Raw genomic sequence first — 23,693 nt, forward strand, 5'->3', positions numbered from 1 at the left:
ACCACCCCATGAAAATGACCACCGAGGAAGCCTTCGTCAAAGTTCTTCAGATGCATGGCCTCGAACATGCCTTCGGCATCATCGGCTCGGCCATGATGCCGGTGTCGGACCTGTTCCCGAAGGCCGGCATTAAATTCTGGGACTGCGCCCATGAGACCAACGCCGGCATGATGGCCGACGGCTTCAGCCGCGCCACGGGCACGATGTCGGTTGCGATCGGCCAGAACGGCCCCGGCGTCACCGGCTTCATCACCGCGATCAAGACCGCCTACTGGAACCACACGCCGCTTCTGATGGTCACGCCGCAGGCGGCCAACAAGACGATCGGGCAGGGCGGTTTCCAGGAAGTCGACCAGATGGCGATGTTCGAGGAGATGGTCTGCTACCAGGAAGAAGTGCGCGATCCCTCGCGTATCCCCGAGGTGCTCAACCGCGTCATCGAAAAGGCCTGGCGCGGCTGTGCCCCAGCACAGATCAACATCCCACGCGACTACTGGACCCAGGTGATCGACGTCGACCTGCCGGCGATCGTTCGCTTCGAGCGCCCGGCTGGTGGCCCGCAGGCGATTGCCGAAGCGGCCAAGCTTTTGTCCGAGGCAAAATTCCCGGTCATTCTCAACGGCGCCGGCGTCGTCATCGGCAACGCCATCTCCGATTCCATGAAAATCGCCGAGCGTCTCGACGCGCCAGTCTGCTGCGGCTACCAGCACAATGACGCCTTCCCGGGGAGCCATCGCCTGTCGGTCGGCCCGCTCGGCTACAACGGTTCGAAGGCTGCGATGGAGCTGATCTCCAAGGCCGATGTTGTCTTGGCGCTCGGCACGAGGCTCAATCCGTTCTCGACGCTTCCGGGCTACGGCATCGACTACTGGCCGAAGAACGCCTCGATCATCCAGGTCGACATCAACGCCGACCGGATCGGGCTGACCAAGAAGGTGTCGGTCGGCATCTGCGGCGATGCCAAGCAGGTCGCCCGCCAGATCCTGGAGCTGCTCTCACCGTCTGCCGGCGATGCCGGCCGCGAGGAGCGCAAGGCCGCGATCCACCAGACCCGCTCGGCCTGGCAGCAGCAACTCTCCTCGATGGATCACGAGGACGACGATCCGGGCACGGAATGGAACGAAAGCGCACGCTCGCGCGAGCCGAACCGCATGTCACCGCGCCAGGCCTGGCGTGCGATCCAGGCGGCCCTGCCGAAGGAAGCGATCATCTCCACCGACATCGGCAACAACTGCGCGATCGGCAATGCCTATCCGACCTTCGAAGCGGGCCGCAAATATCTGGCGCCGGGCATGTTCGGCCCCTGCGGCTACGGTTTCCCGTCGATCGTCGGCGCCAAGATCGGTTGCCCTGATGTGCCAGTGGTCGGTTTTGCCGGTGACGGTGCCTTCGGCATCTCGATGAACGAGATGGGCTCGATCGGCCGCGAGGGATGGCCGGCGATAACGATGGTGATCTTCCGCAACTACCAATGGGGTGCCGAAAAGCGCAACACGACGCTCTGGTACGCCAACAACTTCGTCGGCACGGAGCTCAACCCCAACCTCTCCTACGCCAAGGTGGCGGAAGGCTGCGGCCTGAAGGGCGTGGCGGTCAACACGACCGCAGCTCTCACCGAAGCCCTGTCCACTGCGATCGCCGACCAGAAGAAGGGCGTGACAACCTTCATCGAAGTCATCCTCAACCAGGAGCTCGGCGAACCCTTCCGCCGAGACGCGATGAAGAAGCCGGTGCCCGTTGCCGGTATCGATCGCGCCGACATGCGTCCCCAGAAGCGGGCCTGATCCTCGATTACGTCAAGCCCCGCCCGGTACCCGGGCGGGGCGAAGCCTCCCGCAGATGACCGGAACAGAACCATGACCTTCGTCGCCTCCGTCCACGAACGCTTCCGAAGCGTGCCCTCCGGCTTTGCGGCCTACTGGCCTGGCTTTGCCGTTACCGCGGCGGTGGCCGTCGCTGCCCAATTCCTTTCCGACCACTACGGCGCGCCGGCCATGCTCATGGCGCTCCTGCTCGGCATCGCCTTTCACTTTCTGTCCGAGGAAGGGCGTTGCGTCGCCGGCATCGATTTCTGTGCCAAGAAGGTGCTGCGCATCGGTGTGGCGCTGCTCGGCATGCGCATCAGCGTCGACCTCCTCATCGGGCTTGGCGCAAGCACGATCCTGCTCCTCATCTCAGCCATCGCCGCGACCATCGGCTTCGGCCTGCTTGCCGCAAAGCTTCTCGGGCGTGGCTGGCGGCTGGCGCTTATCACCAGCGGTTCGGTCGCAATCTGCGGAGCGTCTGCAGCGATGGCGATCGCAGCCGTTCTTCCCAAGAACGAGTTCTCCGAGCGCAACCTGATCTTCGCCGTGCTTTCCGTCACCGTGCTCTCGACACTTGCGATGATTGCCTATCCGATCCTCGCCCAGACCATGGGGCTCGACGCGCGCGCCACGGGCATCTTCTTCGGTGGCACCATCCATGACGTCGCGCAGGTCGTCGGCGCAGGCTTCTCGGTCTCGCCGGAGGCGGGCGAAACGGCGACGCTCGTCAAGCTGATCCGCGTCACCATGCTGGCGCCGGTCGTGCTCATCTTTTCGCTGTCACTGCGCAAAGTACCGCAGCCTGAGGGCGAGACCGGTAAGCGCCCGCCGCTCTTGCCCGGCTTCGTCGTCGCCTTCCTGATCTTTGCAGCGCTGAATTCCTTCGGTTTCGTGCCGGAACTGGTGGCCAAGGCCGGCATGGAAACGTCGCGCTGGGCGCTGCTTGCCGGCATCGTCGCCGTCGGCATGCGCACGTCGCTTCGCCGCGTGCTCGATGTCGGTGGCGACGCCGTCGCGCTGATCGTCGCCGAAACCGTCTTCATCGCTCTCTTCATCCTCGTCGGCATTCACTATCTGGGGCACGCCTGATGAAACCGCTCGATCGCATTATCGAGGCCGCTAAAGCCGCCCCGCGCCATATCGTGCTCGCCGAGGGCGAAGACCCACGCATCGTCGAAGGCGCCTTGCGCGCCGTGCGCGCCGGTATCGCCAAGATCACGCTCGTCGGCGACAGGAAAATCGTCGCGGAGGAGTTGCACGCCGCCGGCGGCGCACCAGACGAAATCCGCATCGAGGATCCGACTTCGTCTGCGCTGACTGAGCACCTTGCCGTTGCCTACCACGATCTCCGTCGTAGCAAGGGTGTCGACGAAGCGGCCGCGGCAGCAGCCGTACGCTCGCCTCTTGTCTTTGCGGCCATGATGGTCCGCGAGGATCAGGCAGACGGAACGGTCGGGGGCGCTGTCGCCACCACCGCCGATACCGTGCGCGCCGCCCTCCAGACCATCGGCCGGGCACCGGATGTCGGACTGGTGTCGAGCTTCTTCCTGATGATGCTCTGCGCGCCGCACCACGAAAAGAAGGGCGCCTTCGTTTTCGCCGATTGCGGGTTGGTTGTGGATCCTGACGCCACCGGCCTTGCCGATATCGCCGTGACCTCGGCACGCTCCTACGAGGCGCTCTCCGGCAAACCGGCGAAGGTGGCGATGCTCTCGTTCTCGACGGCCGGCAGTGCCGCGCATGAGCGCGTTTCGAAGGTGGTGGAGGCGACGCGCCTGGCCCATGCCTCAGCGCCGGGATTGGTGATCGACGGGGAATTGCAATTCGACACCGCTTTTGTCGAGGCCGTCAGCGCGGCAAAGGCGCCGCAATCGGCGCTGCATGGCGAGGCCAATGTCTTTGTCTTCCCCAACCTCGACGCGGCAAACATCGGCTACAAGATCGCCCAGCGCATCGGCGGCGCCACCGCCATCGGCCCGATCCTGCAGGGGCTTGCGAAGCCTGCCAACGATCTCTCGCGCGGCTGCAACGCCGACGACGTCTTCCACATGATCGCCGTCACCGTCGTTCAGGCGTCGGGCGGGCAGTCGACCGGCTAAGTCGCGCAAGTGACAGCGAACCGCCTTGCCGGTTGAGCCTGGCAAAGCTATCACCTTTGGGTCGAATTGGACCATCGGTGGTCTATCGACTGCCGATCTAAAGGAGAGACCGAACAATGACTTGGGCGTCAAGGATCATCTTCTTTCTTACCATGGCCTTCGTATCGTCGGGTATGGCAACGGCAGAGGAGGCCGCGTCGCCAGACGATGATCTGACGATCCTATTGAGGGCGGATAAGGGCGCGCTCACGCTCGAATACCGCAAGCCAGGCCAACGTCTCGAAGATGATCCCTCCGTCCAATGCGCCGTTGGCGCTCGGTTCACGCTTCCCGCCGGCGCGGTGGTGAACCTCGAACTCGTCTCGACGGACATCGTCTATAGCTTCGAAGTGCCGGGCTATGTCGAGCAGGTGGATCTCGTGCCCGGCCTCGTGAGCTATCGGCAGATCGAGACCCCTGCCGAAACCGGCCAGGCCGACGGCGTGCTTCAAGTGCACCCGGATGGTTTGAAGAAGGCCATCGCAGTGCGCTTCAACAAAGAGCAAAGCGCTTTCGACGCCCGAATGCTGTGCGCCAACTAGGCGCACGATCTTCTCGCAGCGAATCCTTCGTGTTCGCGGCGGAGCAAAGCTCGGTTGCCGCGCAGGCTGTCGGTCACGACGTCATGATGAAGGGCCGGCATGTCTCCGGCGGCAGACCATCAAGTACAAGTTTTCGGAACGCAGCGTCGACTTCCCGGGGAGGCATTTCCGGTCGCTCCTCCAGCCACCAGCGCAGAACGGCGTTGAACGTGGAGACCATGTGACGGATCACGAGGTCACGCGGAAGAGCGGCATGCATCGTGGCGGGGAGCGACTGGCGAAGGACCTCCGCAAGCACCTCGTCAACCGCATCGCGAACGATGCCGCCTCCGCGTCCGCCGGCAAGTGCGACCTGGATGTCCGCGTGTTCGGCGACATGCTCGAACAAGGCGCGGCTGGGATCCCACGCCTCTTCTCGCACCCGCTCGCGTGGCGATGAGATCGTCTTGTCCTTTGCGGTCACCAGCAGATCGCGCAGACGCTCCAGACTGCGTTTCAGAAGGTCGTCTTTCGACGTGAAGTGCGCATAGAACGTCGACCGCCCGATATTCGCCTCGGTCAGGATGTCTTCGACGGTGATCAGTTCGTAGTGCTTGCGGCGTATCAAGGCGAGAAGAGCTTCATAGAGCGCCGTGCGCGTTCGGGCCACGCGTCGATCGATCGGCAAATTTGTTCTCCTTTTTCCGGACGAGCGCGCGTTGCAGTCCCATTCGGTACACGAGGCACCCTTCTGTTTCGCAACTTCCGAACACCGTGTTCCGGATCGTGCTAGCCGAATGTCGTCTAGTCAACATCGAGGAACAGCCATGGTTGAGCTTTCTGCAAAGTCCCCTCTCTCTTCCCCATTTCGAAAAGCGGGTGCCTGCGCGCTTCTCCTGCTCACCCTGACGAGCCTGCATCACGCCTATGGCGCCTACATCTATGAAACACCGTGGCGTCTCCATATCGTCCAGTTGGCCGTGCCGGCGGCAATAGTCATTGCGGCCGCGCTGTTCGTTGGCCGGTCGAGGAGCGGGACCACGGCTGGACGTGTCGCGACCTGGCTGGCCGCCCTTGTCGTGCTCGCCTTTCCGGTCGCAATGATCGGCATCTACGAGGGCGGCTGGAACCATGTGGTCAAGAACGTCGCCTATTTCGGCTTCGGAACAGATGCAGCACGGTCCCTGTTTCCCGAGCCCGTGTACCGGTTGCCGGATAGTTTGCTTTTTGAATTGACGGGGATCGCCCAGTTCCCGCTCGCCGTCATCACCGCGCTGAATACGCTCGCTCTGTTGCGGCCGCCCGCCCGGTGATCGGATTTAGGTGCCGGCGGCCGCGCCGGTCGTTCGGATAAGGCAACGCTGCGAACAAGCGCCGTCAGGCGATTGTTCGTGCGCTATCCGTCATCAGCTTCAGCCCCAGTGCGCCCACCACGGCGCCGGCGGCGCGGTCGATCCAGGTCTTGGAGCGAAGGTAGACGACCCGCGGGCCGTGGGAGGAAAAGCCGAGGGCGACGATTGCGTACCACGCGAACTCGTTGATGAAGAGCAGCGGGGGCAGGGCGAGAAGCATCCAGGTAGGCGCCGGCGACGGCAACAGCGCGGCGAACATCGAGGCGTAGAAGATCGCCGTCTTCGGGTTGGAGATCTGAACGAAGAGCCCCCGCAACAGGGATTTCCAGAGCGTGCTCGGCTGGTCGGCGGGTGTCTCGGCAATCATTATCTTCTGCGGTGCGGCCCGCCAGATGCTTATGCCGATCCAGACGAGATAGGCGCCACCGACGAGCCTCAGGAGGATGTTGAGCCATTCAACCTGAAGAAGGATCGCCGTCAGGCCGGCGACCGCAATACAGGCGAAGAAAAAGCCGCCAATGCCCATGCCGACCGCTGCCATCAATCCATCGGCGCGGGACCGTGCGATCGCGATCCGCGACACCACGATGAAGCTCGGCCCGGGGCTCATGGCTCCAAGCAGGAAGACGCCCAGGATGGAGGCAAGAATTGCAAGTTCATGCATGTCATTATCCTCTCTTTAGAACGCTGCCGCCGCCGACGCAGGGCGAGTATGAAACGCGTTGCGTCATCCCACAATCGGGCATGTCCTCTCCCGCTCTCTCCGTCGAGAAAGCGGGAGACGTTCGTCAAGAATGACCTTCCTCGATCTTCGGGAGGAACCACGCGAGAAGCCCCGCAAGCGGAAGGAACGAGCAGATATAATAGACCGTTTCGACGCCGTAGCTATCGGCCAGTATCCCGAGAAGCGCTGCCGCAATGCCGCCGAGACCGAAGTTCAAGCCGTAGAACAGCCCGCCGATAAGCCCGATGCGGTTCGGCAACAGCTCGATGGCGTAGATCAGGATCGATGCGAAGGCGCTTGCCATGATGAGGTTGATCATCACCGTCAGCACGCCGGTCCAGAACAGATCGGCATGTGGCAGGATCAGCGTCAGCGGAAGCGGGCCTAGAACCGAGATCCAGATGATCCGGTAGCGTCCGATGCGATCGCCGACAATCCCTCCGATCAGGGCGCCTGCGGCCGAGGCAAGCAGGAAGATGAACAACATCATCTGTGCGGAAGGGATGGAGAGGCCGAACTTCTCCATGAGGTAGAAGGTGTAGAACGAGCGGAAACTTTCGCCATAGGCGTTCTTGGTGAACATCAGCAGCGTCAGGACCACCAGAGCGGCGCCAATCGTCGCCGGCGCGTGGCGGATGCTGCCCGCCTTCTTGCTGTCCGCCCGCAGCGCCATGAATGCGGCGCTGATCTCCCGCTGCTTGCCGCCGATCCACGCGAGAAGCACCATTGCCAGCAACGCCAGGGCGGCGAACCAGGCGAGGCTCGGCTGCCCCCAGGGAACGATGATAACCGCGGCAAAAACCGGACCGAGTGCGCCGCCTGCCTGGCCGCCGACCTGAAACAGTCCCTGCGCCAATCCCTGCCGGCCGCCGGCGGCATAGCGCGCCATGCGCGTGGCTTCCGGGTGGAAAATGGACGACCCGATGCCGATCAGCGCGACAGAGACAAGGATCATGGCATAGCTATCGGCAAGGGCGAGGCTGACCAGGCCCGAGAGCGTGAACATCATCCCGACGACTGGCGAATAGGGGGCGGGGTGTTTGTCCGTGACCATGCCGATCGCCGGCTGCAGCAGAGACCCGGCAATCTGGAAGGTCATGGTGATCATGCCGATCTGCACGAAGTCGAGCGCATAGGCGTCCTTCAGGATCGGATAGGCGGCCGGGATCAGCGACTGCATGAGGTCGTTGAGGAGATGGGTGACCCCGAGAACGACCAGGACGGCCAGATGCGTCTTCGGGCGTGTCACGGCAGGGATGGCGACTGTCATGGTTGATTTCTTGACTCCAGGATGCCGTGAAACGGCCTGCGGCGATGCCGCGCGGCGGGGAGCTTATGCATCCTCCGATAGGCGGGCAACCACCGGATGACGCTGCGCGCGAAAAAATGAGCTGTCGGGGCGGGAGGTTAGGCTCGCACGGGCACTTTCTTGGCCAGCCTTCCTCTGAGGACGCCCCGGAGCTTGCCGGCAAGGCGCGGTTCTTGCCCCGCCGCCTCGTTCGCCCCGACTCAGGCCTTCCCCCGCGAGACAGGTCTCACGGCGCTGTCGGCTTTCGGGTGGCAAGGTCCGCGATCGCGAGGAAAACACCGATCGCGAGGAATACGGCAAGGACCAGCGCCGCTCCAGTTGCACCAGTCGCGTCGAGCTGCATCGCAGCAAGCGGCAGCACGGCCAGGATCATCAGGTTGTTGAGGCTTTCCGAAAGCGAAAGCACCTGACCTTTTTCCTCTCCGGCCAGGCTCGCAAGAATGGCGGTGCTCGTCGGTGCGGCGAGCCCCAAGGCAAAGCCCCATGCCGTCAGGAAAACGAGGTCCCCCGTGAACGACAGGGGGGTGAGCATGAAGCCGCCGACCGCCGCACTCAGGAGGAACAGCGCAACGATCAGCGTGCGATCGTCACCGCGAAACAGCCGTGCGGCTCGGCCGACGCCGAGGTTGCCAAGCAAGAGTCCCAGACCGAAAGCCGAGATGGAGACGCCGGTGGCCGCAACGCCGAGGTCATAACGAAGCCGCAGGACCTCGCCGGCAAGAAGGAAACCGGCGACAGCCGTTCCGTTCCAAAGGCCTTTCGCGGCCAGGGGGCGGATCAAATTGCCACGGCCGAGCCAGACAGGACGCCTCATCTTCGGCACTGGGGGATTTCCCGCCCGGGCGGGAATCGCACTCCGGGCTATGGCAACTGTCGTGAGGCAGCCGGCGGCAGTCACCAGGAAAGGCGCACGCCAATCGAATGCCTCCGTCAGGACGCCGGCGATGACCGGCCCCGAGACGATGCCTGATGTCATGCCGATCATCACCGCTCCCATCGCGGCGGATTGTCGGTGCGCGGGGATGATGTCTGCCACCAGGGCAAAGACCGTCGGAATCAGAGCCGCCGACGCCAGGCCGCCGAAGACCCGCAGGACGATCGCTGCCCCGAAGCTCGGCGCGATCGTCAGCGCGAGGCCGTCAATCGAGAACAGAACCAGCGACACGAGCAGAAGTCGGCGACGGTCTATGCGATCGGAAAGGTAGCCGAAGATCGGCGCGGCCACGGCATAGGAAAGCGCGTAGCTGCTGACGAGCCATGCGGCGTGCGCCGGCGTCGTCTCGAAGGCCACGGCCAGGGGCGAAAGCATCGCCGACAGCATGAACTCGGTCGCGCCGACAAAGAAAACGGCGAGCGCGAGGGTGGGCAAAATGAAGCGTGAGGGCACGGATTATCGTCCTTGAGCTTGAGAAGCAGGAGAGAACCGGCGCGCGAAGACGTCTAGCCCGTTCGTGGCGCCGGAAGGATCGAAGCGTTTTTTTTGGGGGGGGAGAGTGTCGGCGCTGCGGACCCCGATGGTTCGGGTCATGGCGATGCGAATGAATGCTCGCCTAAGCTGAATACGACAAGGAACCTCTAGCAAAGAGGTTTAGGGAACACAACAGTTCTTCCCGATCGGTATCCGAAACGAACCGCTGGGTGGCCAGCCGCGCTATCGCGCGACCGGCCCATTCAGGCGCTCGTGGTCAAGGCAGACCCTGGCCTCACATGATCTGCGGTGGAACGCTCAGACCTGCCGGTCAATCGGCCGGTCCAGCGCCCAGCGTCCGATCCCATGGGCGCTGAGATAGGCAAAGACGCCGATCCATACCGTCGAAAGCTGAAAGCCCGTGCCGCGCGGGATCATCACCACAACCAGAATGACGATCATCTGGATGAAGAGCATGAAGGCGAGGGCGCGCGTCAGAAGCCCGAGCGCAATTGCGATACCGCCGAAAAGCTCCAAGGCGATAGTCAGATAGGCGAGCGGCCGGATCGAGGCCCCGACTCTGGAAAAGTTCGATGTCACGGGGCATGTCGCCGTTGAAGAGCTTTTCCCAGCCGAACCAGCTCACGACTTCACCCGTTGTGATCCTCAGCATCAAGTAATGCGACAAAGGCCGCGGTGAGGTTGAAGATCAGATAAAGTCCGGTGCTGCTCCCAGATCCGGCAGAACCATGGCATTCGCATGCGTGGTAGCCTGTGTCACGGGAAGTTCCTTCCATGAATGAGCATTCGTTGTGAGGAGATGCGTGCGGCTCAGCACATGCCGCCGTTTGCCCGGATGACCTGGCCATTGATCCACGCGCCTTCCGGTCCGGCGAGGAACGAGACGACACGGGCGATATCCTCGGGTTCAGCGAGCCGTTCGAGGGGGTTCATCTTTGCCATGCGGAACAGCAGTTCAGGGCTCTTTCCGCTCAGGAACAGCTCCGTCGCAACAGGCCCAGGGGCGATCGCGTTCACGCGAATTCCGCGGCCACGCATCTCTTGCGCCAGCACCTGGGTCAGTCCTTCGACCGCCGCCTTGGTGGCAATGTAGATGCCATAGGTCGGCAGGCGCATTCCAATCACGCTCGACGAGACGTTGATGATCCGGCCGTCGTTGCGCAGTCGTTTCGCCGCCTCGCGGCAGACGTTGAACGCGCCCTTCAGGTTTATCGCGATGGTATCGTCGACGACGTCGTCGGTGACGTCGGCAATCGGTGCAAGCTTCATGATGCCGGCGCTGTTGACGACGACGTCCACCCCGCCGAAGGCTTGCGTGGCCGTGTCGAACATCGCGGCAACCGCGCCGGCGTCGCTGACATCCGCTTGAATGACGCGTGCGTCGCCACCGCCGCCGATGATTTCGTCCGCGACCGCCTTGGCCGCCTCAGTGCGTCCCGCATAGTTCACGACAATCTTGAAGCCGTCACCGGCGAGGCGCCTGGCGATTTCCGCCCCAATGCCCCGCGACGCTCCGGTAACCAGCGCGACCTTGTTGCTGTTGCTCATGTGCCAAGCCTTTCAGGTGTTCCGTCTATTGATCGCGAGGAGGATACGCCTGGCATGAGAGAAGAAAAAATGCATAATTTGCAGGAGATAAATTACTGAAAGTATGAGTTGTCATGACGTTTGATGCGCGCTTGCTCAGCGGGATCGGAGTGCTTTCAGCAGTCGTCGAGGCCGGCAGCTTTGCCCGGGCCGGTGAAGCAATGGGGTTGACTTAGCCTGCGGTCAGCCGCGCAGTGGCCCGATTGGAGGAGCGCGTCGGCATACGTATTTTCAATCGAAGCGCCCGGGCAATCTCGCTGACGGACGAGGGGCGGCGCTTTTATGAACTCGTCGCGCCACTTCTTTCGGCAATCGAGGAGGCCGCGATCATGGCCGGCGGCACCAAAACGCACGTGCGTGGCAAGCTGCGGATCAATGTCGATGGGACCTTCGGGCACTTCGTGCTCGCCCCGAGGATCAATGACTTTCTCGAACGCTATCCGGAACTGTCGGTCGAGATCTTCGTGCGTGACTCGATCGGCGATTTTGTCGGCGAGGGGACGGACGTTGCCGTACGCTTCGGCGAGCCTGGCGCCCATTCGATGCATACGGAGCTGCTGCTGGAAACGCGTGTGTTCACCTGCGCGTCGGCGCAATACCTAAAGAAATATGGCAGGCCGCAAGTGCCAGCCGATCTTTCGCACGGGCACCAATGCGTCCTCATCCGCGACCCGGCGACCGGGCGCCCCTTCGCCTGGGAGTTTCAGAGCCGTGGCGAAGCCATACCGTTCGCGGCGACCGGCCGGGTCATGGTCAATGACACGGGCTCGCTGATTGCCGCCTGCCGCAGCGGCGCGGGGATCGCGCAATTGCTCGAGATCTATGTCAGGGACGAATTGTCGGACGGCGATCTGATCCAGATCCTGCCGGACTGGTCAGAAGAAACCTTTCCGCTCCATGCCTATTATCGCCGCTCGGACCTGATGCCTGCAAAACTCCGCGCCTTTCTCGACTTCGTACGCGAGATCGTCGCTTAGCCGCTTCGGATCGCTCTATCCCGCGTTGGGCCGCCACCGCACATGCTCGATGAGCGCGCGCAGCTTCGGCGCAAGGTTCCGTCGATTGGGAAAGTAGAGATAAAAGCCCGCGAACGGCGGGAAATAGTCCTCGAGAAGCGGCACCAGCTGTCCCGCAGAAACATAGGGTCTGAAGGTTTCCTCCATGCCGAAGGTGATGCCGCCTCCGGCGCAGGCGGTCCGGATCATCAGCGACATGTCGTTGGTGGTGATCTGCGGGTTCACCGCCACGTCGAACTCGCGCCCATCCTTGCCGAACTCCCAGCGATAAGGTGCAGTTTGAGGCGCCGGACGCCAGCCGATGCATCGGTGCTGGGCGAGGTCCGACGGTTGCATGGGCTTGCCGAAGCGTTCGATATAGGATGGCGCCGCGACAGCGGTCTGGCGTTGCTCGGCCGATACCGGGACTGCGATCATGTCCTGCTCGATGACTTCGCCGAGCCGCACCCCGGCATCATAGCCTTGGGCCACGATGTCGAACTCCTCGTCCGTGACGGTCACATCGATCTGGATCGTGGGGTAGGCCTCGGCAAAGCTTGCGAGCAGCGCCCCTGATATGAACCTTTCGGCGATCGAGGACACCGCCAGCCGCAACAGCCCGGTTGGGGCCATGTCCCGGTCGGCTGTGGCGTCCAGGGCCAGGCCGACCTCCGCGAGGGCCGGGGCAACACGCAGGTAAAGTTGCGCGCCAGCCTCCGTGAGGCTGACGCTGCGTGTCGTCCGCTGCACGAGTGCAACGCCGAGCCGATCTTCCAGCCGCCGCAGAGACTGGCTTACGGCCGATCGGGTAACGCCCAGATGCTCGGCAGCCGCGCGAAAACTCCGCGCCTCGGCGACGGCCATGAAGACGGAGATGGCATTAAGATCGACGGCCATTGGACGGCTCAACTTACCAGTGTCGGTGTGATTGGGCAGAGTGGTGATGCAATCTTGGCCCGCCGATCGACAACCTTCAAGGCATCAAAGAATGTCACCGCGAGTTCTACCGCGCCTGTGATCGCCTCCAGAAGGCTTGCCGCGATCGCAAGAGCCCGGCAGAGCCTTCACTTCTTCCCCACCTCCCGCGCGAGAAACGGCGCAATGGACATGCGGCCGCAGAGGCGGGGCGGGAGACACGCGGCAACCATCATTGGCACCAAAGGATCGGGGCGATCCCGGTAACGACGGTCTTCACGTGCTCCCCTTCCGCAATCACCTTTCGCGGTAAAACACCATGCCGCCATGGTGCAGCACGTCATCGATGAACTCGCCATCGGCCGTGAAGCCGGTGTCATCCCAGTAGTCGATCTGGTTGCCGGTCACTTTGTAGCGCCCCTGATAGGCGCTCTTTCGGTTTCCGCGCGCCTCGTCATAACGGCCGTTCGGCAACAGTTCCTGGCGGATCCGCCCGTCCTCGGTCACCCACATGCCGACATAGGGATGATCTGCTTGCTTGCTTTGAGCCTCGCTGCTCATGACGTCCTCCGCGACGGCTTGACGGGAGATCGGCGCGTCGGCAGATGCCAGACCGGCAACAAGGGTGGCGGCGGCAAGCTTGGGGAGATTGTTCATGGCTGCTCTCCCGCAGACTTGTCCTTGCCCGCTTCGGCCCGTTCGGCAAAGAGCTGCGACAAGGATTGCGAGGCAGCAATGGCGCGGGGAAATCCGGCCGGAACGGTTACCATGTAGATGATTTCCTTGAGCTCATCCTCGGAAACACCGATGTTGAGCGCGTATCCGGCATGGACATTCATCAGCTCCGTCAGGCCCATCGCAGCGAAGGCGGCGACCGCTGCCAGTTGCCGCGTCCGGTTGTCGAGACCCGGGCGAGCCCAGACGTCGCCAAGGGCATAGGCCTCGGTCGCATCGGCAAGGAAGGGAAACTCCTGCCGCATCCGTTCCAGATTGGGCTGCGTCACGCCATTGTTGAGGGTCCGGATGACGGCGGCGCCGCGTTCGCGACGCTCCTCCAGGGATTGGGCGAAGGCGACCTCCGGCGAAAGGCCCAGGAAAACCGCCGCACCTGCTGCTGCGAATTGCGATTGAATGCGATCAAGCACGTTTCTCTCCTCGATAGATTGTCTGTTGGGACGTCAGCCGATCGCGAACGTCGCCATCCTCCGGCTGTTCGATGCCGGGGAGGGCGCGACAAGCGCGCGTCCTATCCGCGTCAGCTGAATTTGGGGGAGGCGCTGTCATTCGGAGCGTCGAAAGTCAGCGGGCCCTGTCCAGTTCCTCCTCCGTCTTGCGTTGCTGTGTCGACGCAAAAGGTAGGCGGGGAAGATTGGAACGATAAGACGCCGATTTCGATCCATACTGGTAAATCTGACTAACCAGTCGGAATACTGTTCAGTGGCACGCTCATCGCGACCATGTCAGTTATGACAGGCGAATTTGTTCTCTCGGGTACGGGCCCTTGGCGTGATTGCGGCGGCACCACCGTTTGACTTCGAAATCACTTACAAAAACGCGCCAGCCTCGCGGCTCAGCGTGTCGATCAGCAGGCAGACACCGGGCAGCATGCCGCGGCTCGCAGGATGTATCAGCGAAATATCCAGTCCGGGGCCGGCCCAGCCAGGCAATATCTGTATGGCGGTTCCCTCGGCGACCATCCTGCGGCCGATGACGGTTGGCAGGCGGCCGATGCCGATCCCGGCCTCGATAGCCTCCGAGATGCCGCGGACGCTATTGGCACACATGCGCGGCTTGAACTCAACCTTCACCGGGTCTTGCGCCGCATGGTGGAGTGTCCAGGTCTGGCTTTCGCCCGGTGCGATCTGCTCGTCGATCAACTGATAGGTTGTTAGGTCGGAAGGCAGCAGTGACATGCCCTGTGCCGCGAACAGCGCCGGTGCTGCAAAGATAGACGCTTCGGTGCGTCCGATCTTGCGGGCGATCAGGGACGAATCCTCGAGATTGCCGACCCTCGGGAACATTCCGTCGACCTCGGCATGGACAATCTCCAGATGATCCGCAACGCCCAATTCCCGCCGGCGCTATCGCCGCCGGCCGTGCAGCCACAGGAACGCTTCATCGCGGGCGGCGAGGGAAATCCGAAGCTGCGGGTCGTCGTCCTGGATCCGGCGCCGGAGCGCCCGAACAAGCCGGCAATCCAGCATCTTCACGGTGGTGGACTGGTCGTTGGCAAGCCCGAAGTCGCCGTTCCCGAACTGCAGCAATTGTCCGCGGAACTGGGCGCGCTTATCGTTTCGGTCGACTACCGCCTTGCACCCGAGCATCCGTTCCCGGCTGGGCTCGACGACGCATACGCGGCGCTCGGCTGGTTGCATCAGGCTGCGGTCGAGCTTGGCGTTGATAGGAAGCGGATCGCCGTGATGGGCGAGAGTGCCGGCGCCGGGCTTGCCGCTGCCGTCTCGCTGAGGGTACGTGACCGCGGCGAGTGGCCGATCCGCTTCCAGTTGTTGCGTTATCCAATGCTCGACGACCGCACTGTGTTGCGCTTGCCACCGGCTCACGTCGGAACCTTCATCTGGAACGCGCAGTCGAATGCTTTTGGCTGGACTTCCCTGCTCGGTCGCAAGCCGCTGATGGCGGAACCACCGGCGGAGGCGGTTCCGGCACGTGCCGTCGATCTTGCCGGCCTGCCATCCGCCTGGATCGGCGTTGGCACACTCGACCTGTTCGCACAGGAATCGATACATTTCGCATCCCGTTTCGTCGTGGCCGGCGTGCCGGTCGAAATGTCCGTGGTTCCCGGCGCCTATCACGGCTTCGACACGATGGTACCGCAGGCGCGCATCTCGGCGGATTTCATCGCCGGCTGGAAATCGGCGCTGAGCCGATCTTTGGAAGTCGACTAAGGGGCAGGCGCACTGCACGGTTCGCGCCGCATGACTGCCAGGGCGCAAGAGGCTTTCCGCCCGAAGGCGGCATCTCGCTTGACGACCGCCGCCATTTCTTCCGATAGGGTCAATCTACGAGCAGGTGTGCGGGGAGGTGGCGACTGTGGCAATGCTCTTTGTTCCGGGCTTCATGCTCGACGCCGATCTCTGGCGCGATGTGGTTCCCGCACTCGGCGAGTACGGTCCCGCGACCTATGCCGACCTGTCGCAAGACGGCTCGATCGAAGCCATGGCCCGTCGCACGCTGATGGATGCCCCGGATCGCTTCATACTCACCGGTTTCTCCATGGGAGGCTACGTCGCCCGGGAAATCGTCCGGCAGGCGCCCGACCGGGTGACCGCGCTGATCCTCATTGCCACGTCCGCGCGCGGCGACAGCGACGTCGAGCGCCAGCGAAAGGCTGTCGTCGCCGGGCAGGCCGCCGGCACGGCATTCAAGGGGCTCAGCCGATCGGCTATCCTCTCGTCCCTGCACCCCGACAATGCGGGGCGGACCGATATCCTCGATCGCATCCAGGCGGCAGGCTATCGAATGGGAGGCGACACCTTTCGTCGACAATCTCTCATCGAGCGGAGGGACGAACGGGACGCTCTGGCGTCGATCCAATGCCCAAGCCTGGTCATTGCCGGCGAAGAGGATCGGTTGAGGTCGCGCGCCGAAGCGCTGGAGCTTCACATTGGGCTCGTCGGCTCAAGCTTCGAAGTCGTCGCCGACACTGGCCATATGGTCCCGATGGAAGCGCCGCAACGCCTCGCCACCATCATTCGGGAATGGCTCGCTCAACAGAAGGCCGAAGCGTAACGCGCCCGAGCCAAACTCCACCGTTCGCCTCCCGTTGTCACCCAATTCTTGCCGTTTGCTGCCCTTGCCGTTCCAAATCCGGCGGATGTCACGCTTGGGCTGAGGACGCTTTGGCAGTCTCGCCAAGCAGGACTTTCCACGGAGGAGAAGGATAGCAAGCCGGCATTTCCGCTCACCCTCCACTTCGGTTACAGAACAGCTAGAAGAACGTTGTTGACAAAACACACCGATGACTGGCAAATGTCAGAAATGTACAGAGGACGCCGGTTGTCGGTTGGTTTCAGGGGAGACAGGAGCCTGGAGCCGAAGAACCGGGAAGCATTTCCGTCTGCACAGATGCCAGCATGGGAGGGGACATCGTGGCTTTTCAGATGGATCGGCAGCTCGGCTTTCTCGCCACTGTGAACGTTGCCGCCATTGTCGCCGGTGCGATACTCGTCGGCGCGAGTTTCGTCGAGCTCTATAACTTCCAGTCCATGGCGTCGCAGGTCCCCGAACTGGGGTTCCTCGCCCTTGGCGTCATGCTGGCCATGATGTCCGGCAACGGCGGCATCGACCTTTCCGGCATCGCGCTTGCCAATCTCTCGGGCGTTGCCGCCTACTTCTTTCTGCGCGACGTGATTTCCGCCGACGAGGCTCCGCTTCTCTTCACCTGGAGCCTGATCGGCGTAGCGCTTGGCATCGGCCTTGTCGGCGGCATGCTGAACGGTTTCCTGATCGCGAAGGTTGGATTGACGCCGATCATCGCCACGCTCGGCACGCAATTGCTCTTTACCGGCCTGGCGATCGTTCTCACCAATGGTTCGGCGCTCAGCATCGGCTATGTCGAGCCGCTCGACGATTTCGGTAATGCCACGATCCTGAGCGTGCCCCAATGCTTCGCTCTGTTCCTGGTCGTCGCGCTCGCGATCGGCGCCATCCTGCGTTTCACGCCCTTCGGCCAACGTCTGCTTCTGCTCGGCAACAATGCCAAGGCCGCGCGCTACGCGGGCATCCCGGAAAAGCGCATCCTGTTCCTGACCTATACGGTTTGCGGGCTATTGGCGTCGGTTGCCGGCATCGTCATTGCCGCGCGCACCTCGAGCGTGAAGTGGGACTACGGCACCTCCTATGTCCTCATCGCTATCCTGATCGCCGTCATGGCCGGGGTTCGCCCCGAGGGCGGCTATGGGCGAGTCATCTGCGTCGTGCTTTCGGCAACGTCGCTGCAGATGCTCTCCAGCCTCTTCAACTTCATGAACATCTCGAACTTCTTCCGAGACCTCGCCTGGGGCGTTCTTCTGCTCGTTTTCATCGCCACCTCCGGCTTCGACTTCAAAGCCTGGTTCAGGGCGGCCCGCAGCTAACCCCGTTTCCGCCAGGGCCGGGCGCGAGCCTTCGCGCGCCACAGCTCTTTCCTTTCGAAGGCGCAATGGGAGGAACTATGCCTGATTTTCGTAAAATTGCCGCCTGCACCGTGGCTCTCAGCACCATCTGGGGTGCCGCGGCTGCCATGGCCGAGGAGAAGCCGAGCATCGTGACCGTCGTCAAGGTCACCGGCGAGAATTGGTTCACCCGCATGGCCGAGGGCGTCGCCGCCTATGGCAACGACAACGATACGGTTGCCACGAGCCAGATCGGCCCGGGCAAGGCGGATGCCGCCCAGCAGGCACGCCTGATTGAGGACCTTGTCGCCAAGAAGGTCAGCGCGATTGCCGTCGTGCCGATGGATGCGGCGTCGCTCGAAGGCGTGCTGAAGCGCGCCGCCCAGCGCGGCATCAAGGTGGTGACCCACGAGGCCGACAGCATGAAGAACACGCTCGTCGACATCGAAGCCTTCGAGAACAAGGCCTTCGGCGCCCGCTTCAACGAGAAGATCGCCGAGTGCATGGGCAAATCAGGAAAATGGACGTCCTTCGTCGGTTCGCTCGGCAGCCTGACGCATGTCCAGTGGGCTGACGGCGGCGCTGAGAACGCCAAGAAGTACCCAGAAATGGAGCTGGTCTCGGAGAAGAACGAATCCTTCAACGACGCCAACCGCGCCTATGAGAAGGCCCGCGAGATCCTGCGCAAGTACCCCGACATCAAGGGCTTCCAGGGCGGCTCCGCCATCGACGTCATCGGCATCGGCCGCGCCGTCGAAGAGGCCGGCCTGCAGGACAAGACCTGCGTCTTCGGCATCGGCCTGCCGAAGGATACCGGATCCTATCTTGAATCCGGCGCCGTCGATGGCATCAGCTTCTGGGATCCGAAGGATGCCGGCTACGTCATGAACAAGGTGGCCGACATGGTCATCAAGGGCGAAGAGATCAAGGACGGCATGGATCTCGGCGTGCCCGGCTACGAAAAGGTGACGGTCAAGAAGGGTGCCGGTGACGGTATCATCGTCGTCGGCGAAGCCTGGGTCGACGTCGACAAGTCGAACTACGGCAAATACCCGTTCTGATCGGTTCTGCCGATTAATGCCGTCGCGCCATAAACCGGCGCGGCGGCGTGTCCCTCGAACGCCCTCATGCACCATCAGGACAAAGCCATGCAGCCCCAGCCCACTGGCGGTGAACCGCATCTCAAGCCCGCGACCCCTTTTCTGGAGGTGCGCAACATCGAGAAGCACTTCGGTGGCGTGCGCGCGCTCAAGGGCGTGAGCCTTTCGATCGAGGCCGGCAACATCTATCACCTGATGGGTGAGAATGGCTGCGGTAAGAGCACGCTCATCAAGATCATTTCCGGGGCTCAAGGGGCTGATGCAGGCGAACTATTGATCGACGGCAAGACGGTCACCGGACTGACACCGGTCGCAGCCCTCGCTGCCGGCATCGAAACGGTCTATCAGGATTTCTCGCTGCTCCCCAATCTCTCCGTCGCCGAGAACATCGGGCTGACTCAGCAGTTGGTGTCCTCGTCGGGCAAGCTTGCGCGGCGGCTCGACATACCGAAGATGCGGGCGACGGCCGAGCGCGCCCTTGCGGCCGTCGGCCTGCCGGCGAGCAGGGCCTTTCTTTCAACGCGGACGGACGAGTTGCCGATGGCGACGCGGCAGCTGATCGCCATTGCCCGCGCAATCGCCTCCGACGCCCGCCTCGTCATCATGGACGAGCCAACGACCGCGCTGACCAAACACGAGGTCGACAATCTCATCGGCGTCGTCGACCGCCTGCGCGCCAAGGGCGTGGCCGTGCTGTTCGTCACCCACAAGCTCGACGAGTGCAAGTCGCTCGGCGGGCGCGCGATCATCATGCGCGATGGCCAGAAAGTCGCCGAATGCGACGTCGAGGGCCATTCGAAGGCCGATCTAGCCTTCTGGATGACAGGCAAAGTGCTGGACGACACCCGCCAGCGGTCCGCCGTCACGCTCGGCGAGAAGCTGCTCAATGTCGAAAAGCTCTCACGAACCGGATTTTTTGCAGACGTGTCCTTGTCGCTGCGCAAGGGCGAGATCATCGGCATTACCGGCCTGCTCGATTCCGGGCGCAACGAACTGGCGCTTGCGCTCGCCGGCGTTTCGCCGGCCGACGGCGGCGGTGTATTTCTCGAAGGCAACGAGATCCGCCTTGGCAAACCCGCCGATGCGATCGCTTCCGGGATTGGCTACGTTCCCGAGGACCGGCTCTCGGAGGGATTGTTCCTTTCGCAATCGATCAAGGACAATATCGTGGTTCCGGTCCTCGACCGGCTGCGCAATGCCTTCGGCATCGTCGACGGGCGCCGCAGCCGAGCGCTCGCCGAGCGCACGGTCGACGACCTTCAGGTCGTCTCGGCCGGCGTCGACAAGCCGGTGCAGTCGTTGTCCGGCGGCAACCAGCAGCGCGTGCTCATCGGGCGCTGGCTGACGATCGAACCAAAACTGCTCATCCTGCACGGCCCGACCGTCGGCGTCGACGTCGGCTCCAAGGACACGATCTATCGGATCATCCAGCGGCTCGCCGGCGACGGCATGGGCGTCATCATCATCAGCGACGACCTGCCCGAACTGCTGCAGAACTGCGACCGCATCATGGTCATGCGCAAGGGTCGTGTCGTCAAAACCTTTGCCGCCGAGGGGCTGGCGGAAGACGTTCTCTCCCGCGCGCTGACCGACGATACCATTGCGAGGCTTCAATGAGCGAAACCACCTTCTCCCCGGCAGAACCCCGGTCTGAAAGCGCGGGCGCTGTTGCCGGCATCTGGACGTGGCTCATGCGCCACCCACCGGCCTTCACGCTGATCCTGATCGTCGCGGTTTCGCTCGTCGTCGGTGCGATCAACACGGACTTCTGGCAGGTGTCGAACCTTTTCGACATCCTGCGTGCGTCCGTCGTCCGCGGCCTCTTCGCGCTCGGCGTGCTCGTCGTCCTTGCCTCCGGTGGCATCGACGTCTCGTTCACGGCGATTGCCGCATTCGTCATGTACGCCGTCACCATGCTGGTCGTGAATATCGTGCCCGACATGCCGATCGTCGCGATCCTCGCGCTCGGCGCCATCGGCGGCGCCTGTTTCGGCGCGCTCAACGGCGTTCTGGTTCATGCCCTGAAAGCGCCATCGCTGATCGTGACGATCGGCACGCAATATGTCATCCGCAGCTTCCTGCTCACCTTTGTCGGCACGGCGCTGTTCATGAACATTCCTGCGGCAATGGACGCGTTCGGAAAGCTTGCGCTCTTAACCCATCACAGCGCCAACGGTTCGACCTCGACGTTGCCGGCCTTCGTGCTCATCCTCGCCGTCGCCGCTGTCGTCACCTGGTGGATCCTTGAGCGAACCCTCATCGGCCGTGCAGTCTACGCCGTCGGCGGAAACGCCGGTGTGGCCGAGCGGCTCGGCTACAACCTGCGCACGGTCCGTATCTTTGTCTTTGCCTATGCGGGGCTTCTCGCCGGCGTCGCCGGGATCATTCACGTCTCCAGCAACCGGCTGGCGAACCCGTTCGATCTCGCCGGCGCCGAGCTCGAAATCATCGCCGCGGTGGTCCTCGGCGGCGCGCGTATCACCGGCGGCTCCGGCAGCGTCATCGGCACGCTTCTGGGCGTCGTGCTGATCACGCTCGTCAGTAACGTCCTCATTCTCGTCGGCATTCCGAGCACCTGGCAGCTGGTCATTGTCGGCATCTTCATCATTCTCGCCGGCGCGATCTTCTCGATCCGCGGCAGACAATCCTGACGGCTGGCCCCGGGGCCGCCAAGCGCGGTCAGGGCCGGCGTCGTTCGACAACCCTGTTTCCTTGAGAAAGGTTTGAGTGCATGGCGCACGATGTTTCGGTCATCGGACTTTATATTCTGGACATCCTCGGTCGCCCGGTCGATCGCATTCCCGAGGGCGGCAATGTCGAGTTTATCGACGAGATCCGCTTGACGGTTGCCGGTACCGCCGGAGGCACCGTCGTCGACCTTGCAAAGCTCGGTCTCAACTGCCTCGCGGTTGGCGCCGTCGGTGACGACGAGAAGGCCGATTTCGTACTTTCGACCTTGCAGCGCTTCGGCGTCGACACGGCCGAGATGCAGCGGATCCCCGGCGTTCCGACGTCTGCCACGATCCTCAACATCCGCCGCAACGGCGAAAGGCCTGCTCTTCACGTCCGCGGCGCGTCCGGTCATTTCGAGATCGCAGCCGAAGCGCTCGATCGCGTGACGGCGGCGCCGATTGTCCACCTTGGCGGCACGGGCCTGCTCGACCGCCTCGACGGTGAGCCGAGCCGCGTGCTTCTCGAAGCGGCGAAGGCCAAGGGCCGGATCGTCACCTTCGATCTGCTCGGCGCCAGTGAGAAGACGCTTTCCCTCATCCGCCCGCTCTTCCCCTATATCGACTACTTCATGCCGTCGGTGGAGGAGGCCATGCTGATTTCCGGGCGGAAAACCGCCGAGGATGCGTCGCTCTTCTTCTGCGATCTCGGTGTGAAGCATTGCGTTTTCACACTCGGCGGCGACGGCGTCTATTTCATGGATCCGGACCGAAAGACCGTGAAACTGCCGGCCTTCGAGATCGACGTCGTCGATACGACCGGCTGCGGCGACGCCTTCAATGCCGGTTTCATCACCGGCCTGCACCACAAAATGGACACGGAGACATCACTGAAGTTCGCGCAGGCCTCGGCCGCGCTGGTGGCGACCGGTCTCGGTTCTGATGCCGGCATCACCTCCTTCGAGGGGACGCAGGCATTCATGCGCACCGCGCGCGTCAAGGCAAACTGACGGGCTGGCAGGGCGCTCCTGACGGAGCGCCTCAGACCCCTTCGGCCAGCAGCATCTCGGCGGTTTCGATGTCGGTGACAAGGTGAGTGGCGTAGCCGCCATTCATCGTCGCGCGGATTGCCGTTACCTTGTTCGCGCCGCCGGCGACACAGACGCGGCTCGGGATGCGCACGAGTTCGTCGAGCTCGATGCCCACCATGCGATCGTCGAGTTCGCCGCTCACCTGTCGGCCCGCCTCGTCGATGAACCGGCAGATCAGCACCGCGACTGCGCCGTGCGCCTGGTAGGAGTCGAAGTCCTCCTGGCTTGCGACATTGGCCGACCGGATCAGCGTGTCAGGACCGATATCGCCGACGCCGAAGACCAGGATGTTGGTCGAATGGATAAGCTCGAACTGCTTGACGAGCACCGGTTCGGAGAGAAGCCAGCGTTTCAGTTCCGGCGTCGACAGCAGCGCCGGCGCCAAAAGGTTGACGCAGCGCGCGTGAATGCGCTGGGACATCAGCGAGGTACAGAACTCCGGCGAGAATTCGGGATTGGCGATGGAACTACCCGAGACCTGGACGACAGTCAGCCCATCGAGTGCTTCGGCCAGCGAGATCTGATCGGCGACTGCAAGTACGGTCCGTCCCCAGGCCACACCGATCGTGTCGCCTTGCTTGATCATGTCGGCAAGCAGGCGGGCGCCCGCCTCACCGAGCCGCGTCACCAGCGACGCAGGCTCTCCCGCGGGAATGACCAGCGCTCCTTCGAGCCCGAACTTCCCCTTGAGCTTGCGAGCCACGGCGACGCGTCCGCCGACATCGGTGTTGACGCGGATGGTGACGAGGCCGCGCTCGCGGGCCTCCTGAAGGTAGTTGACGATGGTCGCGCGCGACATGCCGAGGATCTTGGCGATGTCGCTCTGGGTCAGTTGATCGACGTAGTAGAGCCAGGCGGCCCAAACGACCCCGTCATCGAACTCGGGCGGCAACGACTTGCCTTCGCCGATCATCCAACTTGCCCGCGCGCTCTCCGTCATCCGT

At 63.0% G+C, this 23,693-nt stretch carries 24 protein-coding genes and 1 pseudogene; 14 read left to right on the plus strand and 11 right to left on the minus strand.

Annotation, left to right across the window (positions count from 1 at the left end; all coding sequences use genetic code 11):
• Positions 1–8 precede the first annotated feature (8 nt).
• From xsc to IB263_RS25430, 4 genes are all read left to right on the plus strand, one after another.
• Positions 9–1,784 (plus strand): sulfoacetaldehyde acetyltransferase, encoded by a 1,776-nt coding sequence (xsc, locus tag IB263_RS25415; protein WP_192439226.1) that lies wholly within the window; start codon positions 9–11, stop codon positions 1,782–1,784.
• Between the two features lie 72 nt (positions 1,785–1,856).
• The gene (locus IB263_RS25420; protein WP_192439227.1) at positions 1,857–2,894 is read left to right on the plus strand and encodes a YeiH family protein; all 1,038 of its coding nucleotides are present in this window, start codon (positions 1,857–1,859) and stop codon (positions 2,892–2,894) included.
• Positions 2,894–3,904, plus strand: coding sequence for a phosphate acetyltransferase (gene pta / locus IB263_RS25425; protein ID WP_034790423.1), 1,011 nt, complete (start codon positions 2,894–2,896; stop codon positions 3,902–3,904). The genes IB263_RS25420 and pta overlap by 1 nt, the downstream gene beginning before the upstream one ends.
• Positions 3,905–4,020: 116 nt before the next feature.
• The gene (locus tag IB263_RS25430; protein ID WP_060521162.1) at positions 4,021–4,485 is read left to right on the plus strand and encodes a hypothetical protein; all 465 of its coding nucleotides are present in this window, start codon (positions 4,021–4,023) and stop codon (positions 4,483–4,485) included.
• 73 nt (positions 4,486–4,558) lie between these two features.
• On the opposite strand, the gene IB263_RS25435 is transcribed toward IB263_RS25430, so the two are convergent.
• Positions 4,559–5,152: a TetR/AcrR family transcriptional regulator gene (locus IB263_RS25435; RefSeq protein ID WP_060521163.1), complete on the minus strand. Its 594-nt coding sequence runs from the start codon at positions 5,150–5,152 to the stop codon at positions 4,559–4,561.
• A 139-nt stretch (positions 5,153–5,291) separates the two neighbouring features.
• Between IB263_RS25435 and IB263_RS25440 the strand changes: the two genes are divergently transcribed.
• Positions 5,292–5,777 carry a hypothetical protein gene (locus IB263_RS25440; RefSeq protein WP_060521164.1) on the plus strand — a complete coding sequence of 162 codons (486 nt, stop codon included), beginning with the start codon at positions 5,292–5,294 and terminating at the stop codon, positions 5,775–5,777.
• 64 nt (positions 5,778–5,841) lie between these two features.
• On the opposite strand, the gene IB263_RS25445 is transcribed toward IB263_RS25440, so the two are convergent.
• The 5 genes from IB263_RS25445 to IB263_RS25465 all read right to left on the minus strand — a co-directional run bounded on the left by IB263_RS25445 (position 5,842) and on the right by IB263_RS25465 (position 10,826).
• Positions 5,842–6,480: a LysE family translocator gene (locus tag IB263_RS25445; RefSeq protein ID WP_060521165.1), complete on the minus strand. Its 639-nt coding sequence runs from the start codon at positions 6,478–6,480 to the stop codon at positions 5,842–5,844.
• Between the two features lie 124 nt (positions 6,481–6,604).
• The gene (locus IB263_RS25450) at positions 6,605–7,810 is read right to left on the minus strand and encodes an MFS transporter (RefSeq protein WP_090297361.1); all 1,206 of its coding nucleotides are present in this window, start codon (positions 7,808–7,810) and stop codon (positions 6,605–6,607) included.
• Positions 7,811–8,075: 265 nt separating this feature from the next.
• A complete protein-coding gene (locus tag IB263_RS25455) occupies positions 8,076–9,236 on the minus strand; it encodes an MFS transporter (RefSeq protein ID WP_060521166.1) in 1,161 nt (386 codons plus the stop codon).
• Between the two features lie 339 nt (positions 9,237–9,575).
• Positions 9,576–9,857, minus strand: coding sequence for a DoxX family protein (locus IB263_RS25460; RefSeq protein ID WP_051659195.1), 282 nt, complete (start codon positions 9,855–9,857; stop codon positions 9,576–9,578).
• Between the two features lie 231 nt (positions 9,858–10,088).
• Complete coding sequence (locus IB263_RS25465; RefSeq protein ID WP_034790416.1) at positions 10,089–10,826, minus strand: SDR family oxidoreductase; 738 nt, start codon at positions 10,824–10,826, stop codon at positions 10,089–10,091.
• A gap of 227 nt (positions 10,827–11,053) precedes the next feature.
• Here IB263_RS25465 and IB263_RS34765 point away from each other — a divergent pair.
• Both IB263_RS34765 and IB263_RS25470 read left to right on the plus strand, forming a co-directional pair.
• Positions 11,054–11,128, plus strand: a pseudogene (locus tag IB263_RS34765) (hypothetical protein); the annotation flags it as partial.
• 66 nt (positions 11,129–11,194) lie between these two features.
• Entirely contained in the window at positions 11,195–11,842 is a 648-nt protein-coding gene (locus IB263_RS25470) for a substrate binding domain-containing protein (RefSeq protein ID WP_320410641.1), read from the plus strand.
• A 15-nt stretch (positions 11,843–11,857) separates the two neighbouring features.
• Here the strand turns inward: IB263_RS25470 and IB263_RS25475 are convergent, their stop codons facing one another.
• The 4 genes from IB263_RS25475 to IB263_RS25490 form a co-directional block, all read right to left on the minus strand.
• Complete coding sequence (locus IB263_RS25475) at positions 11,858–12,757, minus strand: LysR family transcriptional regulator (protein WP_034790409.1); 900 nt, start codon at positions 12,755–12,757, stop codon at positions 11,858–11,860.
• Positions 12,758–13,072: 315 nt separating this feature from the next.
• Complete coding sequence (locus IB263_RS25480; protein WP_060521168.1) at positions 13,073–13,432, minus strand: Atu4866 domain-containing protein; 360 nt, start codon at positions 13,430–13,432, stop codon at positions 13,073–13,075.
• The gene (locus IB263_RS25485) at positions 13,429–13,920 is read right to left on the minus strand and encodes a carboxymuconolactone decarboxylase family protein (protein ID WP_089044874.1); all 492 of its coding nucleotides are present in this window, start codon (positions 13,918–13,920) and stop codon (positions 13,429–13,431) included. Before IB263_RS25485 ends, IB263_RS25480 begins: the two co-directional genes overlap by 4 nt.
• 399 nt (positions 13,921–14,319) lie before the next feature.
• Entirely contained in the window at positions 14,320–14,844 is a 525-nt protein-coding gene (locus IB263_RS25490) for a LysR substrate-binding domain-containing protein (protein WP_162728865.1), read from the minus strand.
• Here IB263_RS25490 and IB263_RS25495 point away from each other — a divergent pair.
• From IB263_RS25495 to IB263_RS25525, 7 genes are all read left to right on the plus strand, one after another.
• Entirely contained in the window at positions 14,827–15,681 is an 855-nt protein-coding gene (locus IB263_RS25495) for an alpha/beta hydrolase (protein WP_162251906.1), read from the plus strand. The two genes, IB263_RS25490 and IB263_RS25495, sit on opposite strands and share 18 nt — an antisense overlap.
• Positions 15,682–15,832: 151 nt before the next feature.
• Positions 15,833–16,525 carry an alpha/beta fold hydrolase gene (locus IB263_RS25500; RefSeq protein ID WP_210338322.1) on the plus strand — a complete coding sequence of 231 codons (693 nt, stop codon included), beginning with the start codon at positions 15,833–15,835 and terminating at the stop codon, positions 16,523–16,525.
• A 371-nt stretch (positions 16,526–16,896) separates the two neighbouring features.
• Positions 16,897–17,871, plus strand: a complete 975-nt coding sequence (locus IB263_RS25505) for an ABC transporter permease (RefSeq protein ID WP_060521329.1) — start codon at positions 16,897–16,899, stop codon at positions 17,869–17,871.
• 77 nt (positions 17,872–17,948) lie between these two features.
• Positions 17,949–18,950, plus strand: a complete 1,002-nt coding sequence (locus IB263_RS25510) for a substrate-binding domain-containing protein (protein ID WP_060521172.1) — start codon at positions 17,949–17,951, stop codon at positions 18,948–18,950.
• An 87-nt stretch (positions 18,951–19,037) separates the two neighbouring features.
• Entirely contained in the window at positions 19,038–20,606 is a 1,569-nt protein-coding gene (locus tag IB263_RS25515; protein ID WP_060521173.1) for a sugar ABC transporter ATP-binding protein, read from the plus strand.
• A 74-nt stretch (positions 20,607–20,680) separates the two neighbouring features.
• Positions 20,681–21,640 (plus strand): ABC transporter permease, encoded by a 960-nt coding sequence (locus tag IB263_RS25520; RefSeq protein WP_371814212.1) that lies wholly within the window; start codon positions 20,681–20,683, stop codon positions 21,638–21,640.
• Positions 21,641–21,720: 80 nt separating this feature from the next.
• On the plus strand, positions 21,721–22,668 hold the full coding sequence (locus IB263_RS25525; protein ID WP_060521175.1) for a carbohydrate kinase family protein: 948 nt from the start codon (positions 21,721–21,723) through the stop codon (positions 22,666–22,668).
• A 31-nt stretch (positions 22,669–22,699) separates the two neighbouring features.
• Here the strand turns inward: IB263_RS25525 and IB263_RS25530 are convergent, their stop codons facing one another.
• Complete coding sequence (locus IB263_RS25530; RefSeq protein ID WP_244496942.1) at positions 22,700–23,689, minus strand: sugar-binding transcriptional regulator; 990 nt, start codon at positions 23,687–23,689, stop codon at positions 22,700–22,702.
• Positions 23,690–23,693: the final 4 nt, after the last annotated feature.

Origin of the sequence: Ensifer sp. ENS03 (genome assembly GCF_014852035.1) — a bacterium.
GTDB classification, from domain to species: Bacteria; Pseudomonadota; Alphaproteobacteria; order Rhizobiales; family Rhizobiaceae; genus Ensifer; species Ensifer adhaerens.

Bases quoted from the DNA above. Each gene is read 5' to 3' on its own strand.
- IB263_RS25495 (WP_162251906.1), top strand. From the start codon at position 14,827: ATGATCCGCAACGCCCAATTCCCGCCGGCGCTATCGCCGCCGGCCGTG.
- IB263_RS25480 (WP_060521168.1), bottom strand. From the start codon at position 13,432: ATGAACAATCTCCCCAAGCTTGCCGCCGCCACCCTTGTTGCCGGTCTG.
- IB263_RS25470 (WP_320410641.1), top strand. From the start codon at position 11,195: ATGGCCGGCGGCACCAAAACGCACGTGCGTGGCAAGCTGCGGATCAAT.
- IB263_RS25440 (WP_060521164.1), top strand. From the start codon at position 5,292: ATGGTTGAGCTTTCTGCAAAGTCCCCTCTCTCTTCCCCATTTCGAAAA.
- IB263_RS25505 (WP_060521329.1), top strand. From the start codon at position 16,897: ATGGATCGGCAGCTCGGCTTTCTCGCCACTGTGAACGTTGCCGCCATT.
- IB263_RS25450 (WP_090297361.1), bottom strand. From the start codon at position 7,810: ATGACAGTCGCCATCCCTGCCGTGACACGCCCGAAGACGCATCTGGCC.
- IB263_RS25430 (WP_060521162.1), top strand. From the start codon at position 4,021: ATGACTTGGGCGTCAAGGATCATCTTCTTTCTTACCATGGCCTTCGTA.
- IB263_RS25420 (WP_192439227.1), top strand. From the start codon at position 1,857: ATGACCTTCGTCGCCTCCGTCCACGAACGCTTCCGAAGCGTGCCCTCC.
- IB263_RS25465 (WP_034790416.1), bottom strand. From the start codon at position 10,826: ATGAGCAACAGCAACAAGGTCGCGCTGGTTACCGGAGCGTCGCGGGGC.
- IB263_RS25525 (WP_060521175.1), top strand. From the start codon at position 21,721: ATGGCGCACGATGTTTCGGTCATCGGACTTTATATTCTGGACATCCTC.
- pta (WP_034790423.1), top strand. From the start codon at position 2,894: ATGAAACCGCTCGATCGCATTATCGAGGCCGCTAAAGCCGCCCCGCGC.
- IB263_RS25530 (WP_244496942.1), bottom strand. From the start codon at position 23,689: ATGACGGAGAGCGCGCGGGCAAGTTGGATGATCGGCGAAGGCAAGTCG.
- xsc (WP_192439226.1), top strand. From the start codon at position 9: ATGAAAATGACCACCGAGGAAGCCTTCGTCAAAGTTCTTCAGATGCAT.
- IB263_RS25515 (WP_060521173.1), top strand. From the start codon at position 19,038: ATGCAGCCCCAGCCCACTGGCGGTGAACCGCATCTCAAGCCCGCGACC.
- IB263_RS25475 (WP_034790409.1), bottom strand. From the start codon at position 12,757: ATGGCCGTCGATCTTAATGCCATCTCCGTCTTCATGGCCGTCGCCGAG.
- IB263_RS25510 (WP_060521172.1), top strand. From the start codon at position 17,949: ATGCCTGATTTTCGTAAAATTGCCGCCTGCACCGTGGCTCTCAGCACC.
- IB263_RS25445 (WP_060521165.1), bottom strand. From the start codon at position 6,480: ATGCATGAACTTGCAATTCTTGCCTCCATCCTGGGCGTCTTCCTGCTT.
- IB263_RS25520 (WP_371814212.1), top strand. From the start codon at position 20,681: ATGCGCCACCCACCGGCCTTCACGCTGATCCTGATCGTCGCGGTTTCG.
- IB263_RS25500 (WP_210338322.1), top strand. From the start codon at position 15,833: ATGCTCTTTGTTCCGGGCTTCATGCTCGACGCCGATCTCTGGCGCGAT.